17 protein-coding genes, 1 tRNA gene and 1 pseudogene are annotated in these 22,567 nt (G+C 65.8%); 7 read left to right on the forward strand and 12 right to left on the reverse strand.

Going from position 1 to position 22,567, the window contains the following annotated elements; genetic code table 11:
- Positions 1 to 105 precede the first annotated feature (105 nt).
- On the reverse strand, positions 106 to 1,254 hold the full coding sequence (locus tag MJ956_RS01380; protein WP_253962686.1) for a hypothetical protein: 1,149 nt from the start codon (positions 1,252 to 1,254) through the stop codon (positions 106 to 108).
- A gap of 92 nt (positions 1,255 to 1,346) precedes the next feature.
- Positions 1,347 to 3,101: an AsmA family protein gene (locus tag MJ956_RS01385; protein ID WP_253962687.1), complete on the reverse strand. Its 1,755-nt coding sequence runs from the start codon at positions 3,099 to 3,101 to the stop codon at positions 1,347 to 1,349.
- A 230-nt stretch (positions 3,102 to 3,331) separates the two neighbouring features.
- Here MJ956_RS01385 and MJ956_RS01390 point away from each other — a divergent pair, with 230 nt between their 5' ends.
- The 3 genes from MJ956_RS01390 (at position 3,332) to MJ956_RS01400 (ending at position 5,935) form a co-directional block, all read left to right on the forward strand.
- Positions 3,332 to 5,284 carry an acetoacetate--CoA ligase gene (locus tag MJ956_RS01390; RefSeq protein ID WP_423724776.1) on the forward strand — a complete coding sequence of 651 codons (1,953 nt, stop codon included), beginning with the start codon at positions 3,332 to 3,334 and terminating at the stop codon, positions 5,282 to 5,284.
- Positions 5,285 to 5,385: 101 nt separating this feature from the next.
- A complete protein-coding gene (locus tag MJ956_RS01395; RefSeq protein ID WP_253962688.1) occupies positions 5,386 to 5,652 on the forward strand; it encodes a type II toxin-antitoxin system ParD family antitoxin in 267 nt (88 codons plus the stop codon).
- Positions 5,645 to 5,935: a type II toxin-antitoxin system RelE/ParE family toxin gene (locus tag MJ956_RS01400; RefSeq protein ID WP_253962689.1), complete on the forward strand. Its 291-nt coding sequence runs from the start codon at positions 5,645 to 5,647 to the stop codon at positions 5,933 to 5,935. The genes MJ956_RS01395 and MJ956_RS01400 overlap by 8 nt, the downstream gene beginning before the upstream one ends.
- A 48-nt stretch (positions 5,936 to 5,983) precedes the next feature.
- On the opposite strand, the gene MJ956_RS01405 is transcribed toward MJ956_RS01400, so the two are convergent.
- The 3 genes and pseudogenes from MJ956_RS01405 to MJ956_RS19035 all read right to left on the reverse strand — a co-directional run bounded on the left by MJ956_RS01405 (position 5,984) and on the right by MJ956_RS19035 (position 12,705).
- Complete coding sequence (locus MJ956_RS01405) at positions 5,984 to 7,675, reverse strand: ABC transporter permease (protein ID WP_253962690.1); 1,692 nt, start codon at positions 7,673 to 7,675, stop codon at positions 5,984 to 5,986.
- Between the two features lie 180 nt (positions 7,676 to 7,855).
- Entirely contained in the window at positions 7,856 to 8,911 is a 1,056-nt protein-coding gene (locus MJ956_RS01410) for a Fe(3+) ABC transporter substrate-binding protein (protein WP_253962691.1), read from the reverse strand.
- A 250-nt stretch (positions 8,912 to 9,161) separates the two neighbouring features.
- Positions 9,162 to 12,705, reverse strand: a pseudogene (locus MJ956_RS19035) (PAS domain-containing sensor histidine kinase).
- A 270-nt stretch (positions 12,706 to 12,975) separates the two neighbouring features.
- Here MJ956_RS19035 and MJ956_RS01420 point away from each other — a divergent pair.
- Together MJ956_RS01420 and MJ956_RS01425 are read left to right on the forward strand one after the other, a co-directional pair.
- Positions 12,976 to 13,440: a phasin gene (locus MJ956_RS01420; protein ID WP_253962693.1), complete on the forward strand. Its 465-nt coding sequence runs from the start codon at positions 12,976 to 12,978 to the stop codon at positions 13,438 to 13,440.
- A 171-nt stretch (positions 13,441 to 13,611) separates the two neighbouring features.
- A tRNA-His gene (locus tag MJ956_RS01425) sits at positions 13,612 to 13,688 on the forward strand.
- 20 nt (positions 13,689 to 13,708) lie between these two features.
- Here MJ956_RS01425 and xseA read toward each other — a convergent pair.
- Positions 13,709 to 15,328: an exodeoxyribonuclease VII large subunit gene (gene xseA, locus MJ956_RS01430; RefSeq protein ID WP_253962709.1), complete on the reverse strand. Its 1,620-nt coding sequence runs from the start codon at positions 15,326 to 15,328 to the stop codon at positions 13,709 to 13,711.
- 143 nt (positions 15,329 to 15,471) lie between these two features.
- Between xseA and MJ956_RS01435 the strand changes: the two genes are divergently transcribed.
- Complete coding sequence (locus MJ956_RS01435) at positions 15,472 to 16,224, forward strand: pentapeptide repeat-containing protein (RefSeq protein WP_253962694.1); 753 nt, start codon at positions 15,472 to 15,474, stop codon at positions 16,222 to 16,224.
- Between the two features lie 66 nt (positions 16,225 to 16,290).
- Here MJ956_RS01435 and MJ956_RS01440 read toward each other — a convergent pair whose 3' ends face one another.
- From MJ956_RS01440 to MJ956_RS01450, 3 genes are all read right to left on the reverse strand, one after another.
- Complete coding sequence (locus MJ956_RS01440; RefSeq protein ID WP_253962695.1) at positions 16,291 to 16,566, reverse strand: hypothetical protein; 276 nt, start codon at positions 16,564 to 16,566, stop codon at positions 16,291 to 16,293.
- Between the two features lie 140 nt (positions 16,567 to 16,706).
- Entirely contained in the window at positions 16,707 to 16,919 is a 213-nt protein-coding gene (locus tag MJ956_RS01445) for a cold-shock protein (RefSeq protein ID WP_206452965.1), read from the reverse strand.
- Between the two features lie 288 nt (positions 16,920 to 17,207).
- Positions 17,208 to 18,158, reverse strand: coding sequence for a LysR family transcriptional regulator (locus MJ956_RS01450; RefSeq protein WP_253962696.1), 951 nt, complete (start codon positions 18,156 to 18,158; stop codon positions 17,208 to 17,210).
- 183 nt (positions 18,159 to 18,341) lie between these two features.
- On the opposite strand from MJ956_RS01450, the gene MJ956_RS01455 reads away from it, so the two are divergent.
- On the forward strand, positions 18,342 to 18,614 hold the full coding sequence (locus MJ956_RS01455) for a DUF1127 domain-containing protein (protein ID WP_253962697.1): 273 nt from the start codon (positions 18,342 to 18,344) through the stop codon (positions 18,612 to 18,614).
- Positions 18,615 to 18,689: 75 nt separating this feature from the next.
- Here MJ956_RS01455 and MJ956_RS01460 read toward each other — a convergent pair whose 3' ends face one another.
- The 3 genes from MJ956_RS01460 to MJ956_RS01470 form a co-directional block, all read right to left on the reverse strand.
- Entirely contained in the window at positions 18,690 to 20,012 is a 1,323-nt protein-coding gene (locus MJ956_RS01460; protein ID WP_253962698.1) for a hemolysin family protein, read from the reverse strand.
- A 163-nt stretch (positions 20,013 to 20,175) separates the two neighbouring features.
- Positions 20,176 to 21,120, reverse strand: a complete 945-nt coding sequence (locus tag MJ956_RS01465) for a hypothetical protein (RefSeq protein WP_253962699.1) — start codon at positions 21,118 to 21,120, stop codon at positions 20,176 to 20,178.
- 163 nt (positions 21,121 to 21,283) lie between these two features.
- Positions 21,284 to 22,567: glutamate--cysteine ligase (locus tag MJ956_RS01470; protein ID WP_253962700.1), on the reverse strand; the 1,284-nt coding region annotated here is incomplete at its 5' end.

A 22,567-nucleotide genomic window follows, 5' to 3' on the forward strand; every position in this document is an offset into this window, starting at 1 on the left:
ATGCATCCATTTGCACGAACAAAAAGGACGCTCTGCCATTCCGATCGAGCATCGGAATGATCCAAAAACCGGATTCCACCTTTTGGTCCGATGCTCCGAGACGGCTCAATCGGCGCAGTCGCAGGCTTTCGCATGGGCGGCCTCGATCGCGTCGAGCGTGACTTCGATCGCCGCCAGCATCGGGTCGCCGCCGGCCGGGCGATGGGCAAGATAGTCGAGCGCCTCGATCTCGGCGAAAGCCGCGATCAGCGCGCGCCGGACCAGCGGATCGGCGATTGCGGCCTGCCTGCCGACGATGAGGGGTTTCAGCGCGGCCAGCTTAACCAGCACCGGACGCGTCCCGGTCGCCGACGCTTCACGCTTTTCGTCGGCGGCGCCAGTTGCCGTCTCGTCCAATTCCGGCGGGGTCGTGAATCCGCTGGCCTCGGCCGTGTCGACGAGATCGTCGAGCGCGGAGATCCGGTCGCGGTCGCTCGCCAGCGGCGTGACCTCGGCCATCGCGAGCGGCGGCAGGCCGGGATCGATCACCGGCCCGTAGACGCGCTTTCGGGTCGAATGCCCGACCGGGATGAGAAACGCCGCCACGCGCTCGGCGTCCTTGGAGGGGCGAAGCCCGGCGATAAGGTCGCTACCCCTTTCCGGTGGCGCGAAACGTGGTGCCGGCACCGGCCGCATCGCCGCGAAAGCCTCGCGAATCGCCCGCCGCGCGGCGTCGCGCTGAATCGTCAGGTGCGCCGCCGGCTCGGCCGGCGCCGACGCGATGCGATTTGCGAAAGCGTGGACCGTGGCGAGATAGGCGGGGACGCCGCCGCACAAATAGGGAGATTCGTCCTGGGTGAGATATTCGCCGAGTTCGGTCACGATCCTGTCGGCGATCCAACGATTGTCCGCACTGGCGAGCCAGGCGGCGCGGCCGCGGGCGCGGGCCTCGGCAACGGCCTCGCGCAGCGCCGCCATCTCGTCGGCGTCGCGGGGCCGGGAAGGCGGCGCGAAAATCAGCGATCCGGGCAGGCTGTCGTCGCCCTTGAAGGCGATCGTGCGGGCCGCCTTGATCTTCGGATAGTCGGCCTGTGCGATGCCGACGAGCGCCGCGTGGTAGTGGCCGGCGCATGCGCGAGGATCGTCGGTTGCCTCGGCCGTTGGCGGTGCGGCGAATGCCGTCCCGCTCGCCGTCAGCATCAGCGCCGCGGCGAGTATCGGCGCGATTTGGTTGCGGATGCGGAGGAGGGCGTCGGTGAGGAATTTGCCAGACATGCGACGTTCTTGATCCGTTCGTCGAACGCCGGCGCAGGCTCGATCGATCGTCCGGTCATCACGTTCGATACGTGTCAGACCAAATCGTCAGCCTATTGCGTCGTCACGTCCGGGGTGGGCCATTTGCCCTCGATGGTGAACGCAATCGGTTTCGATGTGGTGAACGCGGCCTGGGAGGAAGCGGTTTTGGGCGCCCCGGGATCGTACTGCCCACGGATCGCGACGCCGCCATCGATGACCGACAGGTCTCCGGAGGCCGCGAGGACGCCGGTGCCGTTTTCGATCGTGATGCCTTTGAGCCGGACGGCGGTGCCGGCCGAAGCGATTTTCGCCTCCAGGCTCGTGTAGGGAACCGTGGTCCCCGTCAGACCGTCGGCGAGTGGCCGTGTCCCGGATGAGGCGAAGATGTCGGGAGAGACCCCGCGGATCGTCCCGTTGCGCGACACGAACTCGGCGTCGATACGCGCGCCGCCGAGAATGGATGCCCAGTCGCGCAACGGGGCCGTCAAGGCGGCCGAGAGGCTGGAGCGCCCGGTCACGGTGAGCGCCTCGATCTTGAGGGCTTGCAGCAAGCTGGCGGTATCGATCCCGGTGGCGGAAAGATGGCCCGTCGCGGAGGGCGTTGCCGGATTGGCATCGAAGGCGAGGTTGGCTTGGCCGCGGCCGCCGAAGATGGCGGCGTCGCCGATATCGAGCTCTGCCCGGCCCTCACCGATCCTGACGACCGCCGCGACATCGGTCAGCGGCACCGGACCGAGATTTGCCTGCGCCGCCGACAGGCGGATGTCGAGCTTTACCGCCTTGGCGAAGTCAATGTCGATCGGCCGTTCGAGATCGAAGGGATCGACCGGCAACGGCAGGAGCGCATGGGCGAACGGGCTGAAATCGAGGCTCGCGAAGGCCAGCGTGCCGCCGATGACAGGCGTCGCCGGTGCGAAACTCGCCTCGAGGGCGCCATGTCCCCGGCTGCCGGCAATCGAGATGTCGGCCTGCTGCAGATTGGCCTGAAGGCCGGCGAGCAGCAGGTCGCCATTCAGCGAGAACGGGCCGATATCGGGTATCCGCAGATCGGGGTCGGCAAACCAGCCGATGCCGCCGCGCAGCGACGCGGCCGTCAGCTTGATCCTGCCGTTTATCGTGGCGTTGCTGTCGAGGCTCGCGGTTCCGTCGAAATTCGCGGTCAATGGCGGCGAGGACAGGTCGACGCCGATGCCGCTCGATCCGCCGGCCAAGAGGGCGTCCGGAGCGCCGATATCGATAGCCAGGTCCGCTGGCTGCCCGTTCCACAGAAACGAACCGGACAGGCTCAGCGGGGCGCCGGCCGACGATTGCGCGACGATCAGGTCGATATCGTCGACGCCGTCGCCGGATCCCTGCGAAGAGGAATGGATGATGCCATCGCGGATCTCGATGCGGCGCAGTCCCTCGATCCGACCAAGCAGCATCCTGGCCAACTGCCGCGGCTGGGGGGAGCTCCGTGGCGGCGCGGCGTCAGCCTTCGGCCGACCCGGCAATGATCCGATCGCGGGCCGGATCAGCACCAGGCGCGAAATGGTCGCGGTGCCTGTCAACGCGGTCATGGCATCGAGATCGGCGACGATCCGGCCGATGCCGAGCGAACCGGCGGCGCCGATGCGCACGCGGTCGACAATGATGCGGGTTCTGGGCAGCAGCGAGAACGCGATGTCACCCTCGATGGCGACAGGTTCGCCGGTCATGCGTTCCAGCCGGGCGACGACCGCTTGCCGCGCCGCGTCGGACCCCAGCACAAGGCCCGGAAGCGTCGCCACAAGCGCGATCAGAACGAGGAGGATCGCGATCGCGGCCGCTACCCGCGAAAGACGCATGAACCGAGATCTTCCGCGCAAGGGTTCGGGCCGCGATTCGAGCCTGTCCCGGGGAGAGATGGACGTCACGAAGCTTCCTTCTTCAATCCGTCCCTTCTAGCCCCCGGCGCGGGGCAAAGCCAAGGGCGTCGTGGTCCCGGCCCCTCGCGCGACCGATCGACATCGTCTCGATCGTTGCCATAGAGGAAGGGCTATGGCACCAGCAAGGGCGGTCACGAAGAGGATAGGCGATGGGCGGCAAACTGCTCTGGACACCCGGCGAAGCGCGCGTCGCGCGCCATCCGATGACGGCGTTCGCGGCCATGGCCGGAGAGCGGTACGGCCGCGAATTTGTCGACTACGCGGCGCTGCATCGATGGTCTGTGGACGACCGGTCGGCGTTCTGGGAGGCGGTCTGGGACTCTTGCGGCGTCGTCGGCGAGCGGGGCGACACCATCCTCGCCGAGGGCGATTCGATGCGCGAGGATCGCTTCTTCCCGGACGCGCGGCTGAACTTCGCGGAAAACCTTCTGGCCCGGCCTTCGGACGGCGACGCCATCGTCTTTCGCGGCGAGGACAAGGTGCAAAGGCGGCTGAGCTGGGCTGAGCTTACCGACCTCGTCTCGCGCCTCGCGCAGGCCTTTCGCGCCGAGGGCGTCGTCGCCGGCGACCGCGTCGCGGCGATGATGCCGAACATGCCGGAGACCGTCGCCGCCATGCTCGCCTGCGCCTCGATCGGCGCCGTCTGGTCGTCCTGCTCGCCCGATTTCGGCGAACGCGGAGTGCTCGATCGCTTCGGCCAGATCGAGCCGAAGCTATTCGTGACGGTCGATGGCTATTACTATGCCGGCAAGGCCATCGAGATCGTCGACAAGCTGGGTCCGATCACCGCGCAACTGCGGCCTTTGCGCAGCGTCGTCGTTCCCTATCTCGGAAAGGCCGAAGCGGTCGCGTCGAAGGTGACCAACGGGGTCGCCCTCGACGCCTTCCTCGCCCCCTTCGCGCCGGCTGACATGGCCTTCGAGCAGCTACCCTTCGCCCATCCGCTCTACATCCTGTTTTCCTCCGGCACGACGGGCATCCCCAAATGCATCGTCCACTCAGCCGGCGGCACGCTGCTCCAGCATCTGAAGGAACACCGACTGCATTGCGGCATCGGGCCGCAATCGCGGGTGTTCTATTTCACCACCTGCGGCTGGATGATGTGGAACTGGCTGGTCTCGGCGCTGGCCACCGGCGCGACGCTGCTGCTCTATGATGGCTCGCCCTTCCACCCCGGCCCGAACGTCATCTTCGACTACATGGCCGGGGAGAAGGCGACGTTCTTCGGCACCAGCGCCAAATTCATCGATACCGCCCGCAAGGAGGGTTTGAAGCCGATCGAAACCCACGATCTTTCGGCGGTCGAGATGCTGGCCTCGACCGGTTCGCCGCTGTCGCCGGAAAGCTTCGACTACGTCTATGCGGGCATCAAGGCCGACGTGCATCTCGCCTCGGTCTCGGGCGGCACCGACATCGTCTCCTGCTTCGTCCTCGGCGTTCCCTGGCGCCCGGTCTATGAGGGTGAGATCCAGGGGCCGGGCCTCGGCATGGCGGTCGATGTGTGGGATACGACGGGCAAGTCGGTGCGCGGCGAAAAGGGCGATCTCGTCTGCACGGAAGCGTTTCCGGCGATGCCGATCTGCTTCTGGAACGATCCGACCGGCGAGCGCTACCAGAACGCCTATTTCGACCAGTTTCCGGGCGTGTGGTGTCATGGCGACTTCGCGGAATGGACCGAGCATTGCGGCATCATCATTCACGGCCGCTCGGACGCCACGCTCAACCCGCAAGGGGTCAGGATCGGGACCGCCGAGATCTACAACATCGTCGAGCAGATGGACGAGGTGCAGGAGGCGATCTGCATCGGCCAGCCCTGGGACGGCGACGTGCGCGTCGTCCTGTTCGTTCGGCTCGCCGACGGGATTGAACTGACCGCGGAACTGACCCGGCGCATCAAGTCGGCGATCCGCGCCGGTGCCTCGCCGCGCCACGTGCCGGCGAAGGTGCTCGCCGTTTCCGACATTCCCCGAACCAAGTCCGGCAAGATCGTCGAACTCGCCGTGCGCGAGGTGGTCGAGGGAAGGCCTGTGAAGAACAAGGAGGCGCTGGCCAACCCGGAGGCGCTGGACGAGTTCGCCGGACGGGAGGAATTGGCGAGTTGAGGGGCTGCCGGCCCAACTTTACAGCCGGCCCGGCGGACTGATAAGAAAATTTGTGAAATCTTCTTATCAGAGCTAGATTGAACGGGACAGGAGGCCCGTCCATGGCGACCATGACCGTTTCGCTCCCCGACCCGATGAAGGAATGGATCGAGGCGCAAATCCGCAAGGGCGAATACGCCAGCACGAGCGATTACATGCGCGATCTTGTTCGCCGAGACCGGGCGCGGCGCGAACAGGAATTCACGCTGGACGAGTTGCGTCATCTCGTGGCCGACTCCAGGGCGAGCGGTGTCGGCCAGCGGAGCATCGACGAGATTTTCGCCGAAGCCGAACGCGTCGCCATGGCGCGGAAAAACCTGGGTGAGTAGCTACCGCCTGACGGAGCGCGCCGAGGCGGAGATTTTCGAGATATTTCTTTTCGGCATCGAGCAGTTCGGTACGGCGCAGGCGCGCCGCTACAAGGACGAGTTGATGCATTGCTTCGAAAGGCTGGGTGACAATCCCCGCATGGGGCGCGCCGCCAATTCGCTGGCGCCGGGCGTTCGCCGCCACGAGCACCGAAGCCACGTTATCCTTTACGAAATCGAGAGGCCGGGCATCTTGATCCTTGCGGTTGTGCATGGCCGTAGCCTGCGACGCCTGAAGCTGTAGATCGGTGATGCAACTGATTGTTGAAAAGAGTTTCCTTAACCGCCGCCTTCACCCCCGCTCGGTCTCCTTGAGGATCGAGCGGGTCAAGAGCATCACCGGCAGGATTCCGACCATGACGATCATCAGCGCCGCCAGGGCGCCGTCCTCGAAGGCGGCGCGCGAGGTCTGCGCGTAGACGAAGGTCGCCAGCGTCTCGAAGTCGAAGGGACGCAACAGGATCGTCGCCGACAGTTCCTTGGTGGCATCGACGAAGACCAGGAGGAACGCGGTCAGGAGCGCCGGCTGCATCAGCGGCAACAGGATCTGCCGAAGCGTGCCGCCGGGTCCGCGCCCGAGCGTGCGCGCCGCCATGTCGAGATGCGGCGACAGCTTGGAAAAGCCGCTCTCGATGGCGCCGTGGCCCATGGCCATGAACCGCACGAAGCAGGCATAGACGATGGCAAAGCCCGAGCCCGACAGCAGCAGCCCGGTCGAGATGCCGAACCAGTCGCGCATCACCGCGTCGACCGCGTTGTCGAAGGCGGCGAGCGGGATCAGGATGCCGATGGCGAGCACAGTGCCGGGCACGGCGTAGCCGAGGGCGGCGACCCGCACCAGCGCCGCCAGCCGCCGGCTGCCGGTGAGGCGGATGCCGTAGGCCATCGCGAAACCGGCGCCGACGGTCGCCAGTCCCGCCGCCGTCGCGATGACGACCGTATGTTCGAGCGCGCGCCAGAGCTGCGGATCGGCCAGTTGGTCGAGCCGCCGCAGGGCGAAGTCGCCGAGCACCAGGACCGGGATGCCGAAGCCGACGGCGATGGGCACGGCGCAGGCGAGGGCGGCGAGCGCGCCGCGCCAGCCGCGCAATGGCTCATGGCCTTCCTGCGGACGGTCGCCGCGATGGATGGTGAAGCGCTGCTGGCGCCGGGCGAAGCGCTCGACCAGGACGAGGAAGACAATGACGGCGAGCATGAACAGGGCGATCTGCGTCGCGCCGTAGAGATCGCCACGGTTGAGCCAGGTCGAATAGACGGCGAAGGTCAGCGTGCGGACGCCGAGAAACTCCACCGCGCCGATGTCGTTGACCGCCTCCATCAGCGCCAGCGCGACGCCGATCGCGATCGCCGGCCGCGCCATCGGCAGCAGGATCCTGGCGAACACGGCGGCCCGCGAGGCGCCGAGCGTGCGCGCCACGTCGCCGGCCTTGCGGCCCTGCATGACGAACACCAGCCGCACGGTCAGAAAGATGTAAGGATAAAGCACCGAGGACAGGATCAGCACCGCGCCGCCGAGCGAGCGGATTTCCGGAAACCAGTATTCCCGCGAGGTCTGAAAGCCGAAGATATCGCGGATCGCGGTCTGCACCGGGCCGGCGAAATGCAGAAACTCGACGACGCTGTAGGCGGCGATATAGGTCGGCACGGCCAGCGGCAGCACCAGAGCCCAGGCGAAGACCCGCCGGCCGGGAAACTGGAAGCTGGCGACGAGCCAAGCCGTCACCACGCCGATCGAGCCGGCGACGAGGGCGATTCCCAGCATCAGCAGCAGCGTCACCCGGCTGGCCTCCGGCAGGATCGTCTCGGCCAGATGCCGCCAGTTGGTCGACGTGCCCGAGAGCGCGATGACCACCAGCGCGACCAGCGGCAGGATCACCGTCAACGCCACTGCCGTCGCGCCGACGAGATAGCCGCGATCACGCCCGCGTTTCAGGCGCAGACGGTTCCGGATGAGCGGTTTCAGGAGCGGGGCGGCGTTGGACATGCGGCGGAAGGTCAGTCCTGCGATGAACGATCGAAACGCGATCGGTCCGGCGAAGCCGGAATCGATGGCGACTGGCCACAGGGCTTAGCAGGCGACCGCCGGCGAAGAAACGGCCCGGCGCCCGAAGCGGAAATCCGCCCGGACGCCGGGTGCTGGTTGTGACTAGTTCTGGCTTCGCGTTTAGCTCTGCGGTCCGTTGTCGAAGCCGACCTCATCGACGATCTCGGACGCCTTGGCCCGGAATTTGGCGATCTCGGCGAGCGGCATGTCGTCCGGCTTCATTTCGCCGAAGGAGTTGACCAGCTCGGAGGTCGCGATGCCCGGCTTGACCGGATATTCGTAGTTCAGCTCGGCGTAGATCTTCTGCGCCTCGTCGCCGGACAGGAATTCCATCAGCTTCAGGGCGTTGTCCTTGTTCGGCGCGTTCTTGGCCAGGGCGATCCCGGAAATATTCACATGGGTCAGGCCGTTGTCGAAGGTCGGCATGATCACCTTGATCGCGTCGGCCCACTCCTTCTGTTCCGGCTCCTTGTCGTTGGTCGCCATCTTGCCGACGTAATAGGTGTTGCCGAGCGCGATGTCGCATTCGCCGGCGAAGATCGCCTTGGCCTGGTCGCGATCGCCGCCCTCGGGCCGGCGGGCCAGATTGTCACGCAGGCCCGCGGCCCATTCGCGCGCGGCGTCCTCGCCGTAATGGGCGATATAAGCGGCGATCAGCGCGACATTGTAAGGGTGCTGGCCCGAGCGCACGCACAGCCGTCCCTTCCATTTCGGATCGGCAAGATCCTCGTAGGTGATCTGATCGACGTCGACCCGCTCTTTCGAGGCGTAGACGACCCGGCCGCGGGCGGTGAGGCCGAACCATTCGTTTTCGGCGTCGCGGAATTCGGCCGGAATGTTCTCAGCCAGCGTCGCGTCGTCCACCGGCTGCACCACGCCGGCCTGCTTGGCGGCGTCGAGCCGGCCGATGTCGACGGTCATGATCAGATCGGCCGGAGAATTGGCCCCCTCGGCGGCGACGCGCTCTTCCAGACCCTTGTCGAGGAAGATCGTCGCCGTCGTGAGGCCCGTCTCTTCGGTGAAGGCGTCGAGCAGCGGCTGGATCAGCTCCGGCTGGCGCGCGGTGTAGATGTTGACGTCCGCCGCCTCGGCGGTCGCGGCGGTGAAGGACACGGCAATGACGCCGGCGGACAGGGTCAGGGCTCGCGAAAGCCGCGGCAAAAGACGCTTCGTCATCAAAACTCTCCTCGATCCGCGGAGGCGCTCGGCCTCTCGCGGCTTGGGCTGGTCGGGACGGACAGGTCGTATCGGCGCGACAGGACCCGCCCGTTTGCGGTGAAGGAGCCGCCTGGGGATGCGACCCGGCGCACTCATGCAGCAACGGCCTGGCCAACGCAAGCGGATTCTTGGAAAATAACGAATAAAATCAATGGTTTAGAAGTATTCTAATGTTGAATCATTCTAAAGCGGGAAGGGGAGAAGCGGTTCAGTCGGTCAGAACTCTTTGCGGCGGAAACAGAATCTCCACCAGCGTACCCTCGCCGGAGGTCGAGGAAATCGCGAAGGCGGCGCGGTTCGCCTCCGTCAGCGCCTTCGTCAGCGGTAGGCCGAGGCCGGTGCCTTCGCCGCGCCGCCGCGCACCCGGATTGATCTGCCGGAACGGCATCATGGCGATCTCGATCTCGCGCTCGCTCATCCCGATCCCGTTGTCGCGAAATCTCAGCGCGACCTCGCCTCCGGGCCTCGAAGGCGAGGTCGAGCTTGCCGGCCTCGATCTTGCTGATGTCGAGCAGGTCGTTGACAAGGTCGAGCACATGATGGCCGGAGCGCTTGATGTCGTCGAGATATTCCAGGTAACGCTCGTTGCCGATCGGACCGAAGCATTCCGCCGCCATGACGTCGGCGAAGCCGATGATGGCGTTGAGCGGCGTGCGCAGTTCATGGCTGATATTGGCAAGGAACTGGCTCTTCTGAAGGCTCGCCGCCTCCGCCTCGCGCCGGGCGGTGGTCAATTCCTCCTCGACCCGCTTGCGATGGGCGATGTTTCGGACGAGGGCATACCAGCCGCGTTCGTCCGGTAGCCGGCCACAGTACAGAAGCAGCGGAACGAAGCCGCCCTCCGCGATGCGGCCGACGACCTCGCGACCTTCGCTATCGGCGGAAGCGTCGCCGCGCCGCAGCTCCTCCAGATAGTCGCTGGCCGCCTTCTGGCTCTGATGGGCAAAGAGCGTGATGAAGGGGCGTCCGGCGCTGTTGCCCTCGGCAATGGCGAAAAGCGTGTGGGCGGCATCGTTCATGGAGCGGATGGTGCCCGTGGTATCGAGCAGCACCAGGCCATCCGCCGCCGTCTCGATGACAGCATTCAGGTCCGCGACCTCCTGGCGCAGTGTTTCGCGTTCGCTGCCGTTGCCTGCCTCGTCGGGGGCGACGATACCGGCGGGATCGTGCCGCATGGCGGCCGCGCTGGTGTCCGGCGAGGCGAAGAAGGACATCACCAGACAGGAGCGCCCGGCGATCGTCGAGCGCTGCATGTGGGTGCGGACCGCGACCGTCTCTCCGGTCGCGCGCCGGATCGACGGCGCCTCGTTCTCGGACTCCGGCTCCGGGCTATCGGTGAACAGATGGGCGAGACCGCCGGCATCGTCCAGCGCCGTAACGGTTCCGTAGCCGGTCAGATCGAAGAATTCGCGGTTCCCATAGACGAGATCCTCGCGAACCTGCACCAGGACGGGCAGCGGAAGGTCGGCGTAAACGGTTTCAAGCTCCGCGAGCAGGGCGGATCTGTCCGACGGCGGCATCTCCGCGGAGCCGCTATCGATATCGTCATCATCCGCGTCGTGGGCTGCCTCGGACGGCGCGTGGCCATGGTCGGTCAAATCCTCGACCGGTGCCTTCGGGGGGCGGGCCACTGCCTCGTCGGGGTCGGACGCTTTGCCGGCATCGTTTGCGATCTCGGGGGGTTCCTGTGCGTCAATGCGCGCATTTTCGAGCTCGTCGATGCGCTTTGTCGCCGTCTGGATCGCCTGCCCGAGCCTGTTGGGCGTCTCCTCATGGGTCAGCGTCTGACCGATCGCGCGGAACGCCGCCTCTTCGTCCTGGCTGAGATCGCCGTCCTTGGGCCGCCGGCGTTCCTCCAGGCGGATGACCTTCGGCACCTCGCGGTCAGGGGCCCTGTCCGGCCGGTCGGACGGATCGCGGCGGCCGAACGACACCTCCCGCTCCTCCGACGAATACCGCTTCAGCCGCGCGCGTCCGCCGATCTCGCGCGACCTGCCGACGGCATCGTCGGCCAGCGATTCCTCGCGCGCATCGCCGGCCACACCGGAGATGGTGCCCAGGCGCAGTCCGACCGCTTCGGGATCCTCGACGGCATCGGCCAGCCTGGCAATGCCGAAGCCGCGGAAGCCGTCGAAGCTGCGGTCGCGGGCATAGACCGGAAGCGCCGCGAGATCGATCGGAACCCGCTTGTCGGTGTTTTCCAGCGGCCAGAAGACGGTGCGGCCGGACCAGGTGTCGCGGCGGTCAAGGAGCCGCCCGACCTCGCCGTCGGCATCGATCCCGTAAGCCTCGGCGACGTCACGAAAACTCCGATCGACGACGTCGGCGGAGCGGGGGCCGACGGCGGCTGCAAATTCCGGCGACAGGGAGCGGAACCGGCCCTCGCTGTCGATGCGCCAGACGAAGCGTACCGAAGCCACATCCAGGCGGGGCGAGAACGGCGTTTCCGCGACACCGTCGTCAGCTTCCTCCAGCTCACCGGCGAAGGCCGCGCGATCACCTTCCCGATCGTCGCCGAATGGTATCGAATCGGTAGGGTTGCGGCGCTGCGATCCGGTGTCACCAACCACCGGTTCGGGCGGGGCCGGCTGTTCTTGCGTGACGCCTCTATCGCTCTTCGGCGTCGCACCCGTCGACGAAGCCTCTCGTTCGGGGCGCTCCGGCGTCCCCCAGATGGATCGCAGCTGGCGGCGAGGGAAAGCGGTTGCGGCATGAGCGTCGTAGGGCTGCTGAGGACCCGGCGACGGCATGAGCGCGTTGTCGCTGGTGGCGGCCTGGACATTCCCGTCACGGGAGGAGCCGCGATCGATGGCGGCGGGCTCGTGCCTTTGCTCCATCGCCGGCCCATCGGCATCATCGGCGGCCACAATGCGATCGTCCCCGGCCTCTCGGGTACCGTAATCACTTTCCTCCGCCGCCCTGTCGGTTGCGGCGGCCTCGAGCTCGGCGCCGCCGGCTTCTTCCGGCTCCGTCGCCGCCGCAGGCTCAGGCAACGAAGTCGCCCCATCGCGGTTTCTGAAGTACCAGCGCTGGAGCAGCGCGCTCATCCCCATCTTGCCGCTCTGATCGGAGCTTTCGTCATCCGCATCGGCCTGGGGTTCCAGTGCGACGTCCCTGGGCGACGAAGCCGGATCCGCCCCATCGGTGCCCGGAATATCATCGTCGGTTGGACCATCGGCCGCGGCATCGTGCCGTTGCGGCGCGGCGCCGACCCAGACGAGCACACGCTCGTCGTCGAGCTTTGCCAGCATCAGGACGCCACCGTCGTCGCGCGCGATGACCCGATGCGTGTCCGCCGAGACACGGAAGGCGGCGAGCGTCTCCGGATCGGGCGCTTCGTCCGGCAGGATCGCGCGATCGTCGACAGCTTGATGGCTGCTCGGCAACCCGCTCACCGAGACGAGAACGAAATCGTCGAGAATTTGGCCACCGGAAATCGGCCGGAGTTCGGCGGTCGCTGGAGGCCCAAGCCCGCCGCCGGGCGGACGCACCAGCGCCTTGGCGTGGCCTACGGCCGCCAGCATGCGGCCCGCCGCGCGGATCTGGCGGATCGGCGCGGTATTGATGCGGGCATCCGCCGGCTGCGGTCCGGCCGCGTCAAGCCGCAGAAGGCGAGCGCCGGTGCCGTTTGCCCATAGCAGCCGCGTCAGATCGGACGAGAAGACGGCCAGAGCCGTCGAAGCGGAACTCGCCTCGCCTTCTTGCGGATGTGCCATGATCGCTAACGCGATGGGCACCGTCGGTGTCGCCATGGGCAACGCTTTCAAGCTTGCCGTGCCTCCACGCTTCAACGCATCATGCACGGTTCCAGAGCCGATCTTAAGAATGGATTCATAATAGCGCCTCCCAGGGGAATCCAGAATCTTCCGGCCCTGGCCCGGATTCGTCGCGTTTAAGGGTTAATTATCTCGCAGATGCGAAAACTTTCTCGGGAGAATGTTGCGCTGCACAAAAACAATTGCTATATAAATAGGCAGTCGCCTGCTTCCCATCGGCGACACCCAACATGAGGAGACAATGATATGGCCGAATCGAAAAACACGCGGGATGCCTTCGCGATGCCAAACCCGCAATCGATGATGGGCATGGATCCGTCGCAGATGACCGAAACCTTCCGCGCCATGACGCAGAAGTCGATGGAGCAGTCCAAGGAAGCCTACAGCCGCATGAAGTCCGCCGCGGACGAAGCGACCAAGGCGCTGGAATCGACGATGGAGAACGCCCATCAGGGTTCGCTCCAGCTGTCGAAAAAGGCCATCGACGCGATGCGCAACAACGCCGAGGCCGGCTTCCAGCACCTCGACAAGATGATGTCGGCCAAGTCGTTCGCCGAAGTCATCGAGATGCAGACGGCTTACGTCCGCAAGCAGATCGAGTTGGCCACCGACCAGAGCAAGGACATGCAGGCGCTGAGCCAGTCGGTCGCGCAGGACATGATGAAGCCGGGTCGCGACGCCTTCCAGAAGGCTCAGAAGAACGCCAAGTAACCACTTGCCGGAATGCTGGCGGGACGCCTGTCGCCCCGCCGCCGCCATGCGCACGAGGAAGACCCGGCCTGTCCCAACGGTCGGGTTTTGCCGTGATCGATCTCCGATCCGGGCTTGCGTAGAACGGCGAAAGATTTTATCTGCACCTTGGCGCGGACGAGACTCCGCCGTGCGGTTGTAGCTCAGTTGGTTAGAGCGTCGGATTGTGGCTCCGGAGGTCGGTGGTTCGAGACCACCCAACCGTACCATTTCTTCCCTGATACGAATGTCAAAATAGCGAGCCCTGGCCCTCGGCGAGCTTTTTCGCCGCGCGGCGGCGCGGGCCCGGCTTGGCCGGGGCCGTCACGCTAACCGTCGCCGTTGCCGGACCAGCGTCCCGGTCGCCGTCGCCCGTCGCGACGGCCGGGCGCCGCTCGTTCCCGGCAAATTGCACCGTGAAGGCCATGCCCGGCGTCAGGCCGGCGGCGCGGATGATCGGCTGGTCATCGTCGCCGCGAATGATCGCATAGCCGCGTTCCAGAACCCGGAGCGGATTGAGACTGTCCGCCATGCGCCAGGCTGCGGCGATCCGCTGCCGACGGACCTCGGTCGCCTGGGCCTGCGCCACCGACAGCCGCTCGCCGAGCGTGTCCAGCCGCAGCCGCGCGGCCTCGCTGGCGACCGCGATCCGGTATGGCTGCAACCCCGCCGCCGTCCGCTCGAAGCGCTGCCGCATGCCATGAAGCCGGGTCTGCAACGCGTGGCCGGCACGCGTCTCGTGATGGCGCAGATCCGCCCGCTTGTCCCGGACCAGGCTGTCGAGGCGGGACGGCGACAGCCGGCTCGCCACGTCGCCATAGTGCCGGCGCTTTTCCGAAATCGCCACGCGCAGACATTGGCCGAGCGCCGTGGTGGCTTCGTCGAGCCGACGCCTCGGCAGCGCCAGCAGCATGTCTGGCGAGGGCAGGGCGCGGGCGGTCGCGGCGACGGATTTGCGCTCCTGCTCGAGGCGCCGCGAGATCGCCCCGGCCTGCCGGGCGTGGAGGCCGGCCAGATTGGCCAGCAGTTCGGCCCGCACCGGCACGGCGATCTCGGCCGCCCCGGTCGGCGTCGGCGCGCGCCGGTCGGCGGCATGGTCGATCAGCGTCCAGTCGGTCTCGTGTCCCACTGCCGAGATCAGCGGGATCGTCGAGGCTGCCGCCGCGCGCACCACCGCCTCGTCGTTGAAGCCCCATAGATCTTCCAGGCTGCCGCCGCCGCGCGCGACGATGATCAGGTCCGGCCGCGGTATCGCGCCGTCCGGCTCCAGCGCGTTGAAGCCCTCGATGCCGCGCGCGACCTCGTCGCCCGAGGTTTCGCCCTGGACCCGCACAGGCCAGACGATCAACCGGACCGGGAAGCGGTCGGCAATGCGGTGATGGATGTCGCGGATCACCGCGCCGGTCGGCGAGGTGACGATGCCGATGACGCGCGGCAAATAGGGCAGGCGCTGCTTGCGCTCGGGCAAAAACAGCCCCTCGGCCTCCAGCTTGCGCTTGCGCTCGTTCAACAGCGCCATCAGCGCCCCGGCGCCGGCCGGCTCGATCGTCTCGATGACGATCTGGTATTTCGACGAGCCGGGATAGGTGGTGAGCTTGCCGGTGGCGATCACCTCCAGCCCTTCCTCCGGCTTGAAGGCGAGCCTGGCGAAGCTCGTCCGCCAGATCACGGCATCGATCCGTGCCCGATCGTCCTTGAGGCAGAAATAGGCGTGGCCGGAGGAGTGCGGGCCGCGATAGCCGGAAACCTCGCCGCGCACCCGGACATGGCCGAACGCGTCCTCGACGGTCCGTTTCAGCGCGCCTGAGATTTCCGAGACGCTGTATTCGGCGACATTCGATGCGGTGGGGGATTCGTCGAGACGGCTCATTGCGGCCATCATGGTGAGCTCCGTCCGCGGGTCAAGGCGAAACCCGGCGATGCCAAGTGATGCTGATCAATCGGATGCGTTTTGACCCTGCGCCTCTCCGGTGCAAGCTGGAGCCGGGTGCCGGAAATCCTGGGAGGATGTCGATGCGGAAATTCGTGGGAACGCTCGGTCGCACGCTGCTGGCCTCGATGCTCATGGCCGCGCCGGCCGCCGCGCAAGGCATGATGAGCGGACTCGACCTGACCTCGCCGCGCATGAGCCGCGCCGAGGTCGAGGCGCTGCTCGACCAGGCGACGCCCGACAAGCCCGCCGATCTCAGTCGCAAGGCGCTGAACGGCCTCGATCTCTCGGGGCTCAACTTCGACGGCGCCGACATGACCAGCGCCTATCTCAACGGCACGAATTTTTCCGGCGCCAGCCTCGTCGGCGCCAAGCTCGACCAGGCCTGGGGGCTGAAGGCCGTCTTCACCAAGGCGAATCTGTCCGGGGCCAATCTGTTTCAGGCGCAGATGATCGACGCCAATTTCGATGGCGCCGATCTTTCGGGCGCTCGGCTGGCCAGCGATTTCACCCGCGCCTCGATGGTCGGCGCGAACATGAGCGGCGCGGACTTTTCCGCCGACATGCGCAACCAGTCGATGGGCATGATGCGCGGCGTCTTGAATTCGGTCGATGCCACCGGCGCTGATTTTTCCGGTGCCAATCTGTCGCGTGCCGCCGGCGAATTCGCCAATTTCACCGATGCCAGTTTCGAAGGTGCCGACATGCGGCGCATGGAGGCGGCCGGGGCGAAATTCGATGGTGCCAATATCGAGGGCGCGGATTTCGCCGATGCCGACCTGCAATCCGCCAGGCTCGACGAGGCCAGGGGGACGGCGAAAAATTTGAAACGGTAAGGGCGATCAGACGAACGGGAGCTTCGCGCGCTTGGCGTCAGGTGCCGGGCACGGGCCGCGAGGGTCTCACGGTTTGGCCGCCGGCGACCCCCGCGACTTCCGCCGATAGGCCGAAAAATCCTCGCTTTGATAAAGCGCTTCGATTTCGTCGAGGGAGAAGGAATTTTCGTCCGTGTCGATCGACACGCCGTAGCGCTCGGCCTGATCCTCTTCGACAACGAAACATATGCCCTCGGCGAGCGTCTCGAAACGCCGGTGGGCCACGCCACCCTTCGGCACCACGCGACGCGCGGACCTGGCCCAGAAAAGGTCCGCCGGAAGATCGAAATTGATGATCGGCATGCTCGGTTTCCCCTTCGCCGCGGTGTTCGGCGGCCTGACGAGATATCGCCGTATCCAAGCCGCCGGGCGCATACGCCTGTAGGCCCGCCATGAGGATCAATCCTCGCGGCGGGTCTGCCGTTTTTGTCCTGCCCGAATGGTCAGGCAATCGTCTTCAGATTTTCGGCGGACATCTTGCCGCTCTTTTGATCGGACATGAGCTCGAAGCTGACCTTCTGGCCCTCGTCCAATCCGTTGAGTCCGGAGCGCTCGACCGCGCTGATATGAACGAATGCATCGGCGCCGCCGTCATCCGGCGCGATGAAGCCAAAGCCCTTTTGAGCGTTGAACCATTTCACTGTTCCCGTAGCCATGGGAAAACCTTTCTAGAATGAATTCTGAAACTCACAGCGCTCGGCGCTGTGATATTTTGTTGTCGATGGCGAATACTAAAGATTGCGAGAAAAAATCCTGAAAACCCTAACGCGCAGAAATTATTGCCAGCTCAATATATATGGGATTAAAGCGCTCGTATTGCAAGCAGGGCGAATTTACTTGCTGGGGTTCGACATTCAGCCTGACCCAAGCGACGTCAGGCCCGTGCGCATCCAAGCGCAGTGAATGTCATCTCTTGCGGAACGGCCGCACGGTTTGCCGACGCTCTACCCCGCCGCGACCATTGCGCCGCGGACGCGCTGCGGGCGCTGCGTTCGCATTTCAGGCAGATGCGCCGGCGCGGCCTGTGCCGCCGGCGACAAATTCGCCAGGCTGTCGCGAATATGCTCGACCAGCGCGCTGACCACCGGCCCGTCCGCGTTGCGCGATCTGAGCACGCCGATCTCGGTATCCTGCAACACCGGGAAATCGTCGAACTCGCCGAGCACCCGCATGCCGGGCCGCAACGCGCATTCCGGCAACACGCTGACGGCCAGCCCGGAGAGTACGGCCGAGGTAACGATCTGCGCCGACCATGAGGTGAACAGCACCTTGTAGCGCCGGCCGATGCGGTCGAGTGCCGCACAGCCCTCGGTCCGCCAGACGCAGTCGGGCCGCCCGAGCGCCAGCGGCAGTACCGCCTCGTTGTGGACGTCATGGGAGGCCGAGGTAACGAAATGCAGCGGTTCGCGCCGCACCACTTCGCTGAGCGTCGCGCCGGGGAAGCAGTCGGAGACCAGCGCCACATCGAGCCGGCCCTTGTCGATGTGCTCGGCCAGGTTGGACGAGGGCTCGCAGGCGATCTGCAATTCGACCAGCGGATTGGAGCGCGAGAAGCGGGCCAGAATCTCGGGCAGGAAACGCTCGGCGTAATCGTCCGGCAGGCCGATCCGCACATGGCCCTGCATCGCCTCCTCATCAAATGCCGACAAGGTTTCCTGGCTGAGTGCCAGCATGCGCCGCGCATAGGCCAGCAGGCGGGAGCCGGCGTCGGTGATCCGGATCGTTCGTCCGGTTCGTTCGAACAGGGTTACGCCGAGCCGTTCCTCCAGCCGCCGCATCTGCATGGAGACCGCGGATTGGGTCTTGAAGACGTCATCCGCCGCGCGCGTGAAGCTGCCCGCGTCGACGATCGCGACGAAGGTGCGCAGATGGTCGAGGTCGAGGGGATTGCTCATCGGATTTTCCATCAACGAAATCGATGTGAGACATTACCAACATTCGTTGGAATGATCAATTCGGATCGCATAGCTTTCATCGTGTCAGGAACGACTCGGGAGCGTCTCGGCTCTTTCGCAACGGGCGATGTGCCGGCGCTCCCACTTTTTCCTGAAACCGATGGCTATGAAAGGACAACAGCCATGACGATCCTCAGCAAACCCCGGCTCGGCACGCCGCTCGCCCATCCCCTCCAGGCGATCCGCCTCTCGTTCCTAGCAGCCCGTGCGATCGTCAAGACCATGGTCAATCGCCGCCAGGCATACGCCCTGACGGAGTTGCCCGATTATATGCTGAAAGATATCGGCATCCGCCGCGGTGACATCGACGAGGCCCTGCGCGGCGACTGGCGCGAGGATCCAACCTATCGGCTGGCGCTGACGGCGGCGCAACGTCGTCACGCCGGCGGCCACTGACGCCGATCATGGGCCGAGGTCCTGCCTTGCAAGGAATGGAACGTCGGCCGGAGGTGGAAGCCCCCGGCCATCGGTTCAAGAGAGCTGCTCTGGCTCCGCTTCAGCTTCCGCGTCGGCCGGCACCCTGGTGACAAGCAGCTTGTCGATCCGCTGGCCGTCCAGATCCATCACCTCGAAATCCCAGTGGCGCCAACGGAAGCGTTCGCCGACATCGGGAATGTGTCCCAGATGATCGAGGATGAAGCCGGCGGCGGTCTCGTAGTCCCGCTTGGTCGGGAATGCCAGGCCCGGCACGGCTTCCCCGATAGCATCGACGGGCATCGCGGCGTCGATCAGCCAGGAGCCTTCACCGCGCGCGATCACACGCGGAGTGTCGTCCTCTCCTTCCGGCAAGGCGCCCGCGATTCCCTGCAGGATGTCGGTCGGCGTCGCCACGCCCTCGAAGGAGCCGTATTCGTCAAGCACCACGGCCATATGAATGCCGGCCGCGCGAAATCGCTCCAGCAGCTTGAGAATCGGCATCGTCTCATGGACGTAGAGCGGCTCGCGCATCGCCTCGGCAAGATCGATAGTGCCGGTGCGGCGTTGCTGTTCGAGCAGATCCTTGGTCTGGACGATGCCGACGACCTTGTCGGTGTCGATGTCGATCACCGGAAAACGCGAATGGCCGGCATTGAGGATCTTGTCGAGCAGCGTGTCGGCGGGGTCACGCCGGTCGAGCCAGGCCGTGTCGGGGCGCGGCACCATGATCGAGCGGACCGTGCGATCGGCGATCCGGATGACTCCCTCCAGCATCTCGCGTTCCTTCGGCTTGAACACGCCGGTCTGCGTGCCCTCGGCGATCATCGCCCTGACGTCCTCCTCCGTCACCTTGTCACCATCCCCGCGATCGCCGCCGACGAGCGCCATCACGGCCTTTGTCGACACACGCAGCAACCAGACGAGCGGGGCGCCGACCAGGGCGATCATCGTCATGATCGGCGCCACCCAGATGGCGATGGCCTCGGCGCGGCTCAGCGCGAAACGCTTGGGCGCGAGTTCGCCGATGATCAGCGACAGATAGGTGATGACGACGACGACAAGGACGAAGGCAACGGTGTCCGCGTAAGGGCCAAGCACCGGCCACTCCCGCATCACGTCGGCCAAGGGCGCGGCGAAGACCGAGCCGCCGTAGGCGCCGGCGAAGATGCCGACGAGGGTGATGCCGATCTGGACGGTCGACAGGAAGCCCGTCGGATCCTCGATCAGACGGATGGCGCTGGCAGCGCCGCGTCGGCCCTCCTTTCGCATTTGTTCAAGACGCGACTTGCGTGCCGATACGATGGCAATCTCCGACATGGCGAAGAAGCCGTTGAGAACGATGAGCATGAGGATGATCAGGAATTTGGCGAGGAGCAAAAGGCGACCTTGAGGTGGATGCGGGACGGGCGCATGAAGATGGAAGCGCGACGACCCGAAGCAAGCGGCGAGGCATTTTGTCGGTCGCTTCGCGGATCGGCATGGTTCGTTTCGCGGCTGGCCGCGTTACGACCGGCGCCCGGCGCTGCGCGACCGCCGGCGATCAGCGGCCCTTGTCGCTCCCGGTACCATTCTGGAAGCGCTGGAACAGTTCGGTCATCTGGCGGGCGTAGTCGTCCTGCATCTTCTGGCCGGCGCGGGCCAGATCGTCGAAGGCGTTGGAAGGCGCGGCGTCGGGCGTCGGCTCGGGCGCAGCGTTTTCGCGCTCGCCCGGTGCGGGCTCGCCGCCCGATTGCAGCCCGCGCGCGAAGCCTTCCATCATGGCCTCGAAGGGCTGGAAGGGAGTAAAGCCCGACGTTGCCGGCACGTCGTCGTCCGCCCGCCGGCTTGGCGCGGACGGGCGCTCGGCCGCCCCGGAGACCGGCGGCATGAAGGGCAGCTTGCCATTCAGCGCATCGGCGAAAAGACCGGCGAGATAATCCGATCCGGCCGCGCCGGGGAAATCCGGCTGTCGGCGCCGCGGCGTGTCCGATGGCCGCCCCATGGCTTCCATCGCATTGGCACCGCGTCGCATCATCTCGGCGATCGCCACGGGATAATTGCCATCGGCAAGCCCCGCGGGCTGATTTCGCGCGACATTGGCCAGCATCATCCTGACCATGGTCTGCATGGTCATGATCGAAAGGTTGCGCATCAGCTTCTCGACCGTATCCGGCGCGATGCCGCTGGCTAGCGAGACCTTCCGCGCCACGGCGTTGGAAATGTCGCGCGAGCCGAACAGCGCGTCGGCCAGATCCTTCGCCGCCGGGCTCCTGGCGGTCTCCGCTCCCGGCATGGTGGTGCCATCCATGAATGGCAGGAACCGGTGCGAAAGCTCCGTCCAGGCGACGGGATCCAGCATCGCGCGCTGCAGCGCCAGGGTGAAGGCTGGCGCCAGCGCCTCCGTCGTCTGCCGCACCTCTTGGTGGCTTAGCTTGAACGCATCCGCCAGGCGATCGGCGCCAAGGCCGGAATCGCCCACAGTCAGCCAGTCGAAGAAATCGGTCATCGTGACCTCGATCGCAGCGTGCCCGTCCACATTCGGACACACCATGCGCTCCCTGTCGAAGCTGAGCAACCGGTTCTTACAGGGCCAACCGAACCCGGCCGCCGCGAATCGATGGGACCCTATCGATGCGGCTGGTGCTCCGCATCTGACAAGTGCTTGAAACTTAATAGCTGAGATGTTTGAAGACACGTTCCATCGAATGGTCCCACTGCTCTTCGTAAAGCCGGACCAGTTCTTCCCCCGACGTCGTGCCGCGGGCGGCGACTTCCTCGAGCGGCGCGAGAAAATGACTCTCGTCGTTGCCTTCCTCGTTGAGACGGCGGCGGGCGACGAGGCCTTGACGCGAGAGTTTCAGCGTCTCGCGGGCGAGATCGAGCACGGTGCCGTCCCGGAAAGGTGTGGCAAAGCCGCTTTTCGGCACTTCCGCGCGCATGGCCGACACTTCCTCAAAGCTCCAGTCGCGCGTCAGTGCCTCGACAGCGCCGAGCGTGGCCTCGTCATAAAGCAGGCCGACCCAATAGGCGGGCAGGGCGCAAATCCGCCGCCAGGGGCCGCCGTCGGCGCCGCGCATCTCGATGAAGCGCTTCAGGCGCACGTCCGGAAACAACGTCGACAGGTGGTTGACCCAGTCGCCCATCTGCGGCTCGGGGTCGTTGACCCGGCCCTTGAGAGCGCCGTCCATGAATTGCCGGAAGGTGACGTCGGTCGCATCGGTGTAATGACCGTCGCGGGTGACGAAATACATCGGCACATCAAGCGCCCATTCCGCGTAATCGCGATAGGTGAAATCGTCCTTGAAGACGAAGGGCAGGAGGCCGGAGCGCTGGTTGTCGACGTCGGACCAGACCTCCGAGCGCCAGGAACACAGGCCGTTGGGCTTGCCCTCGGTGAAGGGAGAATGGGCGAACAGCGCCGAGGCGACCGGTTGTAGCCGCATGCCGATCTGCATCTTGCGGCGCATGTCGGCTTCCGACGAGAAATCCAGATTGACCTGGATCGTCGCCGTGCGGAACATCATGTCGAGGCCGCGCGTGCCGACCCTGGGCATGTAGCGGCGCATGATCTCGTAGCGCGATTTCGGCATGATCGGCGTTTCGTCCAGCGTCCAGGTCGGCGAGGAACCGATGCCGAGAAAGCCGATGCCGAGTTCCTTGGCGACGGCGCGGACCTGGGCCAGATGCCCGTTGGATTCCTGACAGGTGGCGTGGATGGTCTCCAGCGGCGCGCCGGAGAGCTCGAACTGACCGCCGGGCTCCAGCGAGATCGCGCCCTGGCCGTCGCTGCCGTAAAGCCCGATGATCCTGCCGTCGTCGACGATCGCTTCCCAGCCGGACAGCGCCTGCATCTTCTCCAGAAGCTTGCCGATGCCGCGCTCGCCCTCGTAGGGCACCGGCGAGAGGTTGTCGACATAATAGCCGAACTTCTCGTGCTCGGTGCCGATCCGGAA

The sequence above is a fragment of the Aurantimonas marianensis genome (genome assembly GCF_024195285.1).
Classification (GTDB): Bacteria; Pseudomonadota; Alphaproteobacteria; order Rhizobiales; family Rhizobiaceae; genus Aurantimonas; species Aurantimonas marianensis.

Bases quoted from the DNA above. Each gene is read 5' to 3' on its own strand.
- MJ956_RS01390 (WP_423724776.1), top strand. From the start codon at position 3,332: ATGGGCGGCAAACTGCTCTGGACACCCGGCGAAGCGCGCGTCGCGCGC.
- MJ956_RS01385 (WP_253962687.1), bottom strand. From the start codon at position 3,101: ATGCGTCTTTCGCGGGTAGCGGCCGCGATCGCGATCCTCCTCGTTCTG.
- xseA (WP_253962709.1), bottom strand. From the start codon at position 15,328: ATGAGCCGTCTCGACGAATCCCCCACCGCATCGAATGTCGCCGAATAC.
- MJ956_RS01440 (WP_253962695.1), bottom strand. From the start codon at position 16,566: ATGCCGATCATCAATTTCGATCTTCCGGCGGACCTTTTCTGGGCCAGG.
- MJ956_RS01405 (WP_253962690.1), bottom strand. From the start codon at position 7,675: ATGTCCAACGCCGCCCCGCTCCTGAAACCGCTCATCCGGAACCGTCTG.
- MJ956_RS01395 (WP_253962688.1), top strand. From the start codon at position 5,386: ATGGCGACCATGACCGTTTCGCTCCCCGACCCGATGAAGGAATGGATC.
- MJ956_RS01380 (WP_253962686.1), bottom strand. From the start codon at position 1,254: ATGTCTGGCAAATTCCTCACCGACGCCCTCCTCCGCATCCGCAACCAA.
- MJ956_RS01445 (WP_206452965.1), bottom strand. From the start codon at position 16,919: ATGGCTACGGGAACAGTGAAATGGTTCAACGCTCAAAAGGGCTTTGGC.
- MJ956_RS01455 (WP_253962697.1), top strand. From the start codon at position 18,342: ATGACGATCCTCAGCAAACCCCGGCTCGGCACGCCGCTCGCCCATCCC.
- MJ956_RS01410 (WP_253962691.1), bottom strand. From the start codon at position 8,911: ATGACGAAGCGTCTTTTGCCGCGGCTTTCGCGAGCCCTGACCCTGTCC.
- MJ956_RS01420 (WP_253962693.1), top strand. From the start codon at position 12,976: ATGGCCGAATCGAAAAACACGCGGGATGCCTTCGCGATGCCAAACCCG.
- MJ956_RS01465 (WP_253962699.1), bottom strand. From the start codon at position 21,120: ATGACCGATTTCTTCGACTGGCTGACTGTGGGCGATTCCGGCCTTGGC.
- MJ956_RS01450 (WP_253962696.1), bottom strand. From the start codon at position 18,158: ATGAGCAATCCCCTCGACCTCGACCATCTGCGCACCTTCGTCGCGATC.
- MJ956_RS01435 (WP_253962694.1), top strand. From the start codon at position 15,472: ATGCGGAAATTCGTGGGAACGCTCGGTCGCACGCTGCTGGCCTCGATG.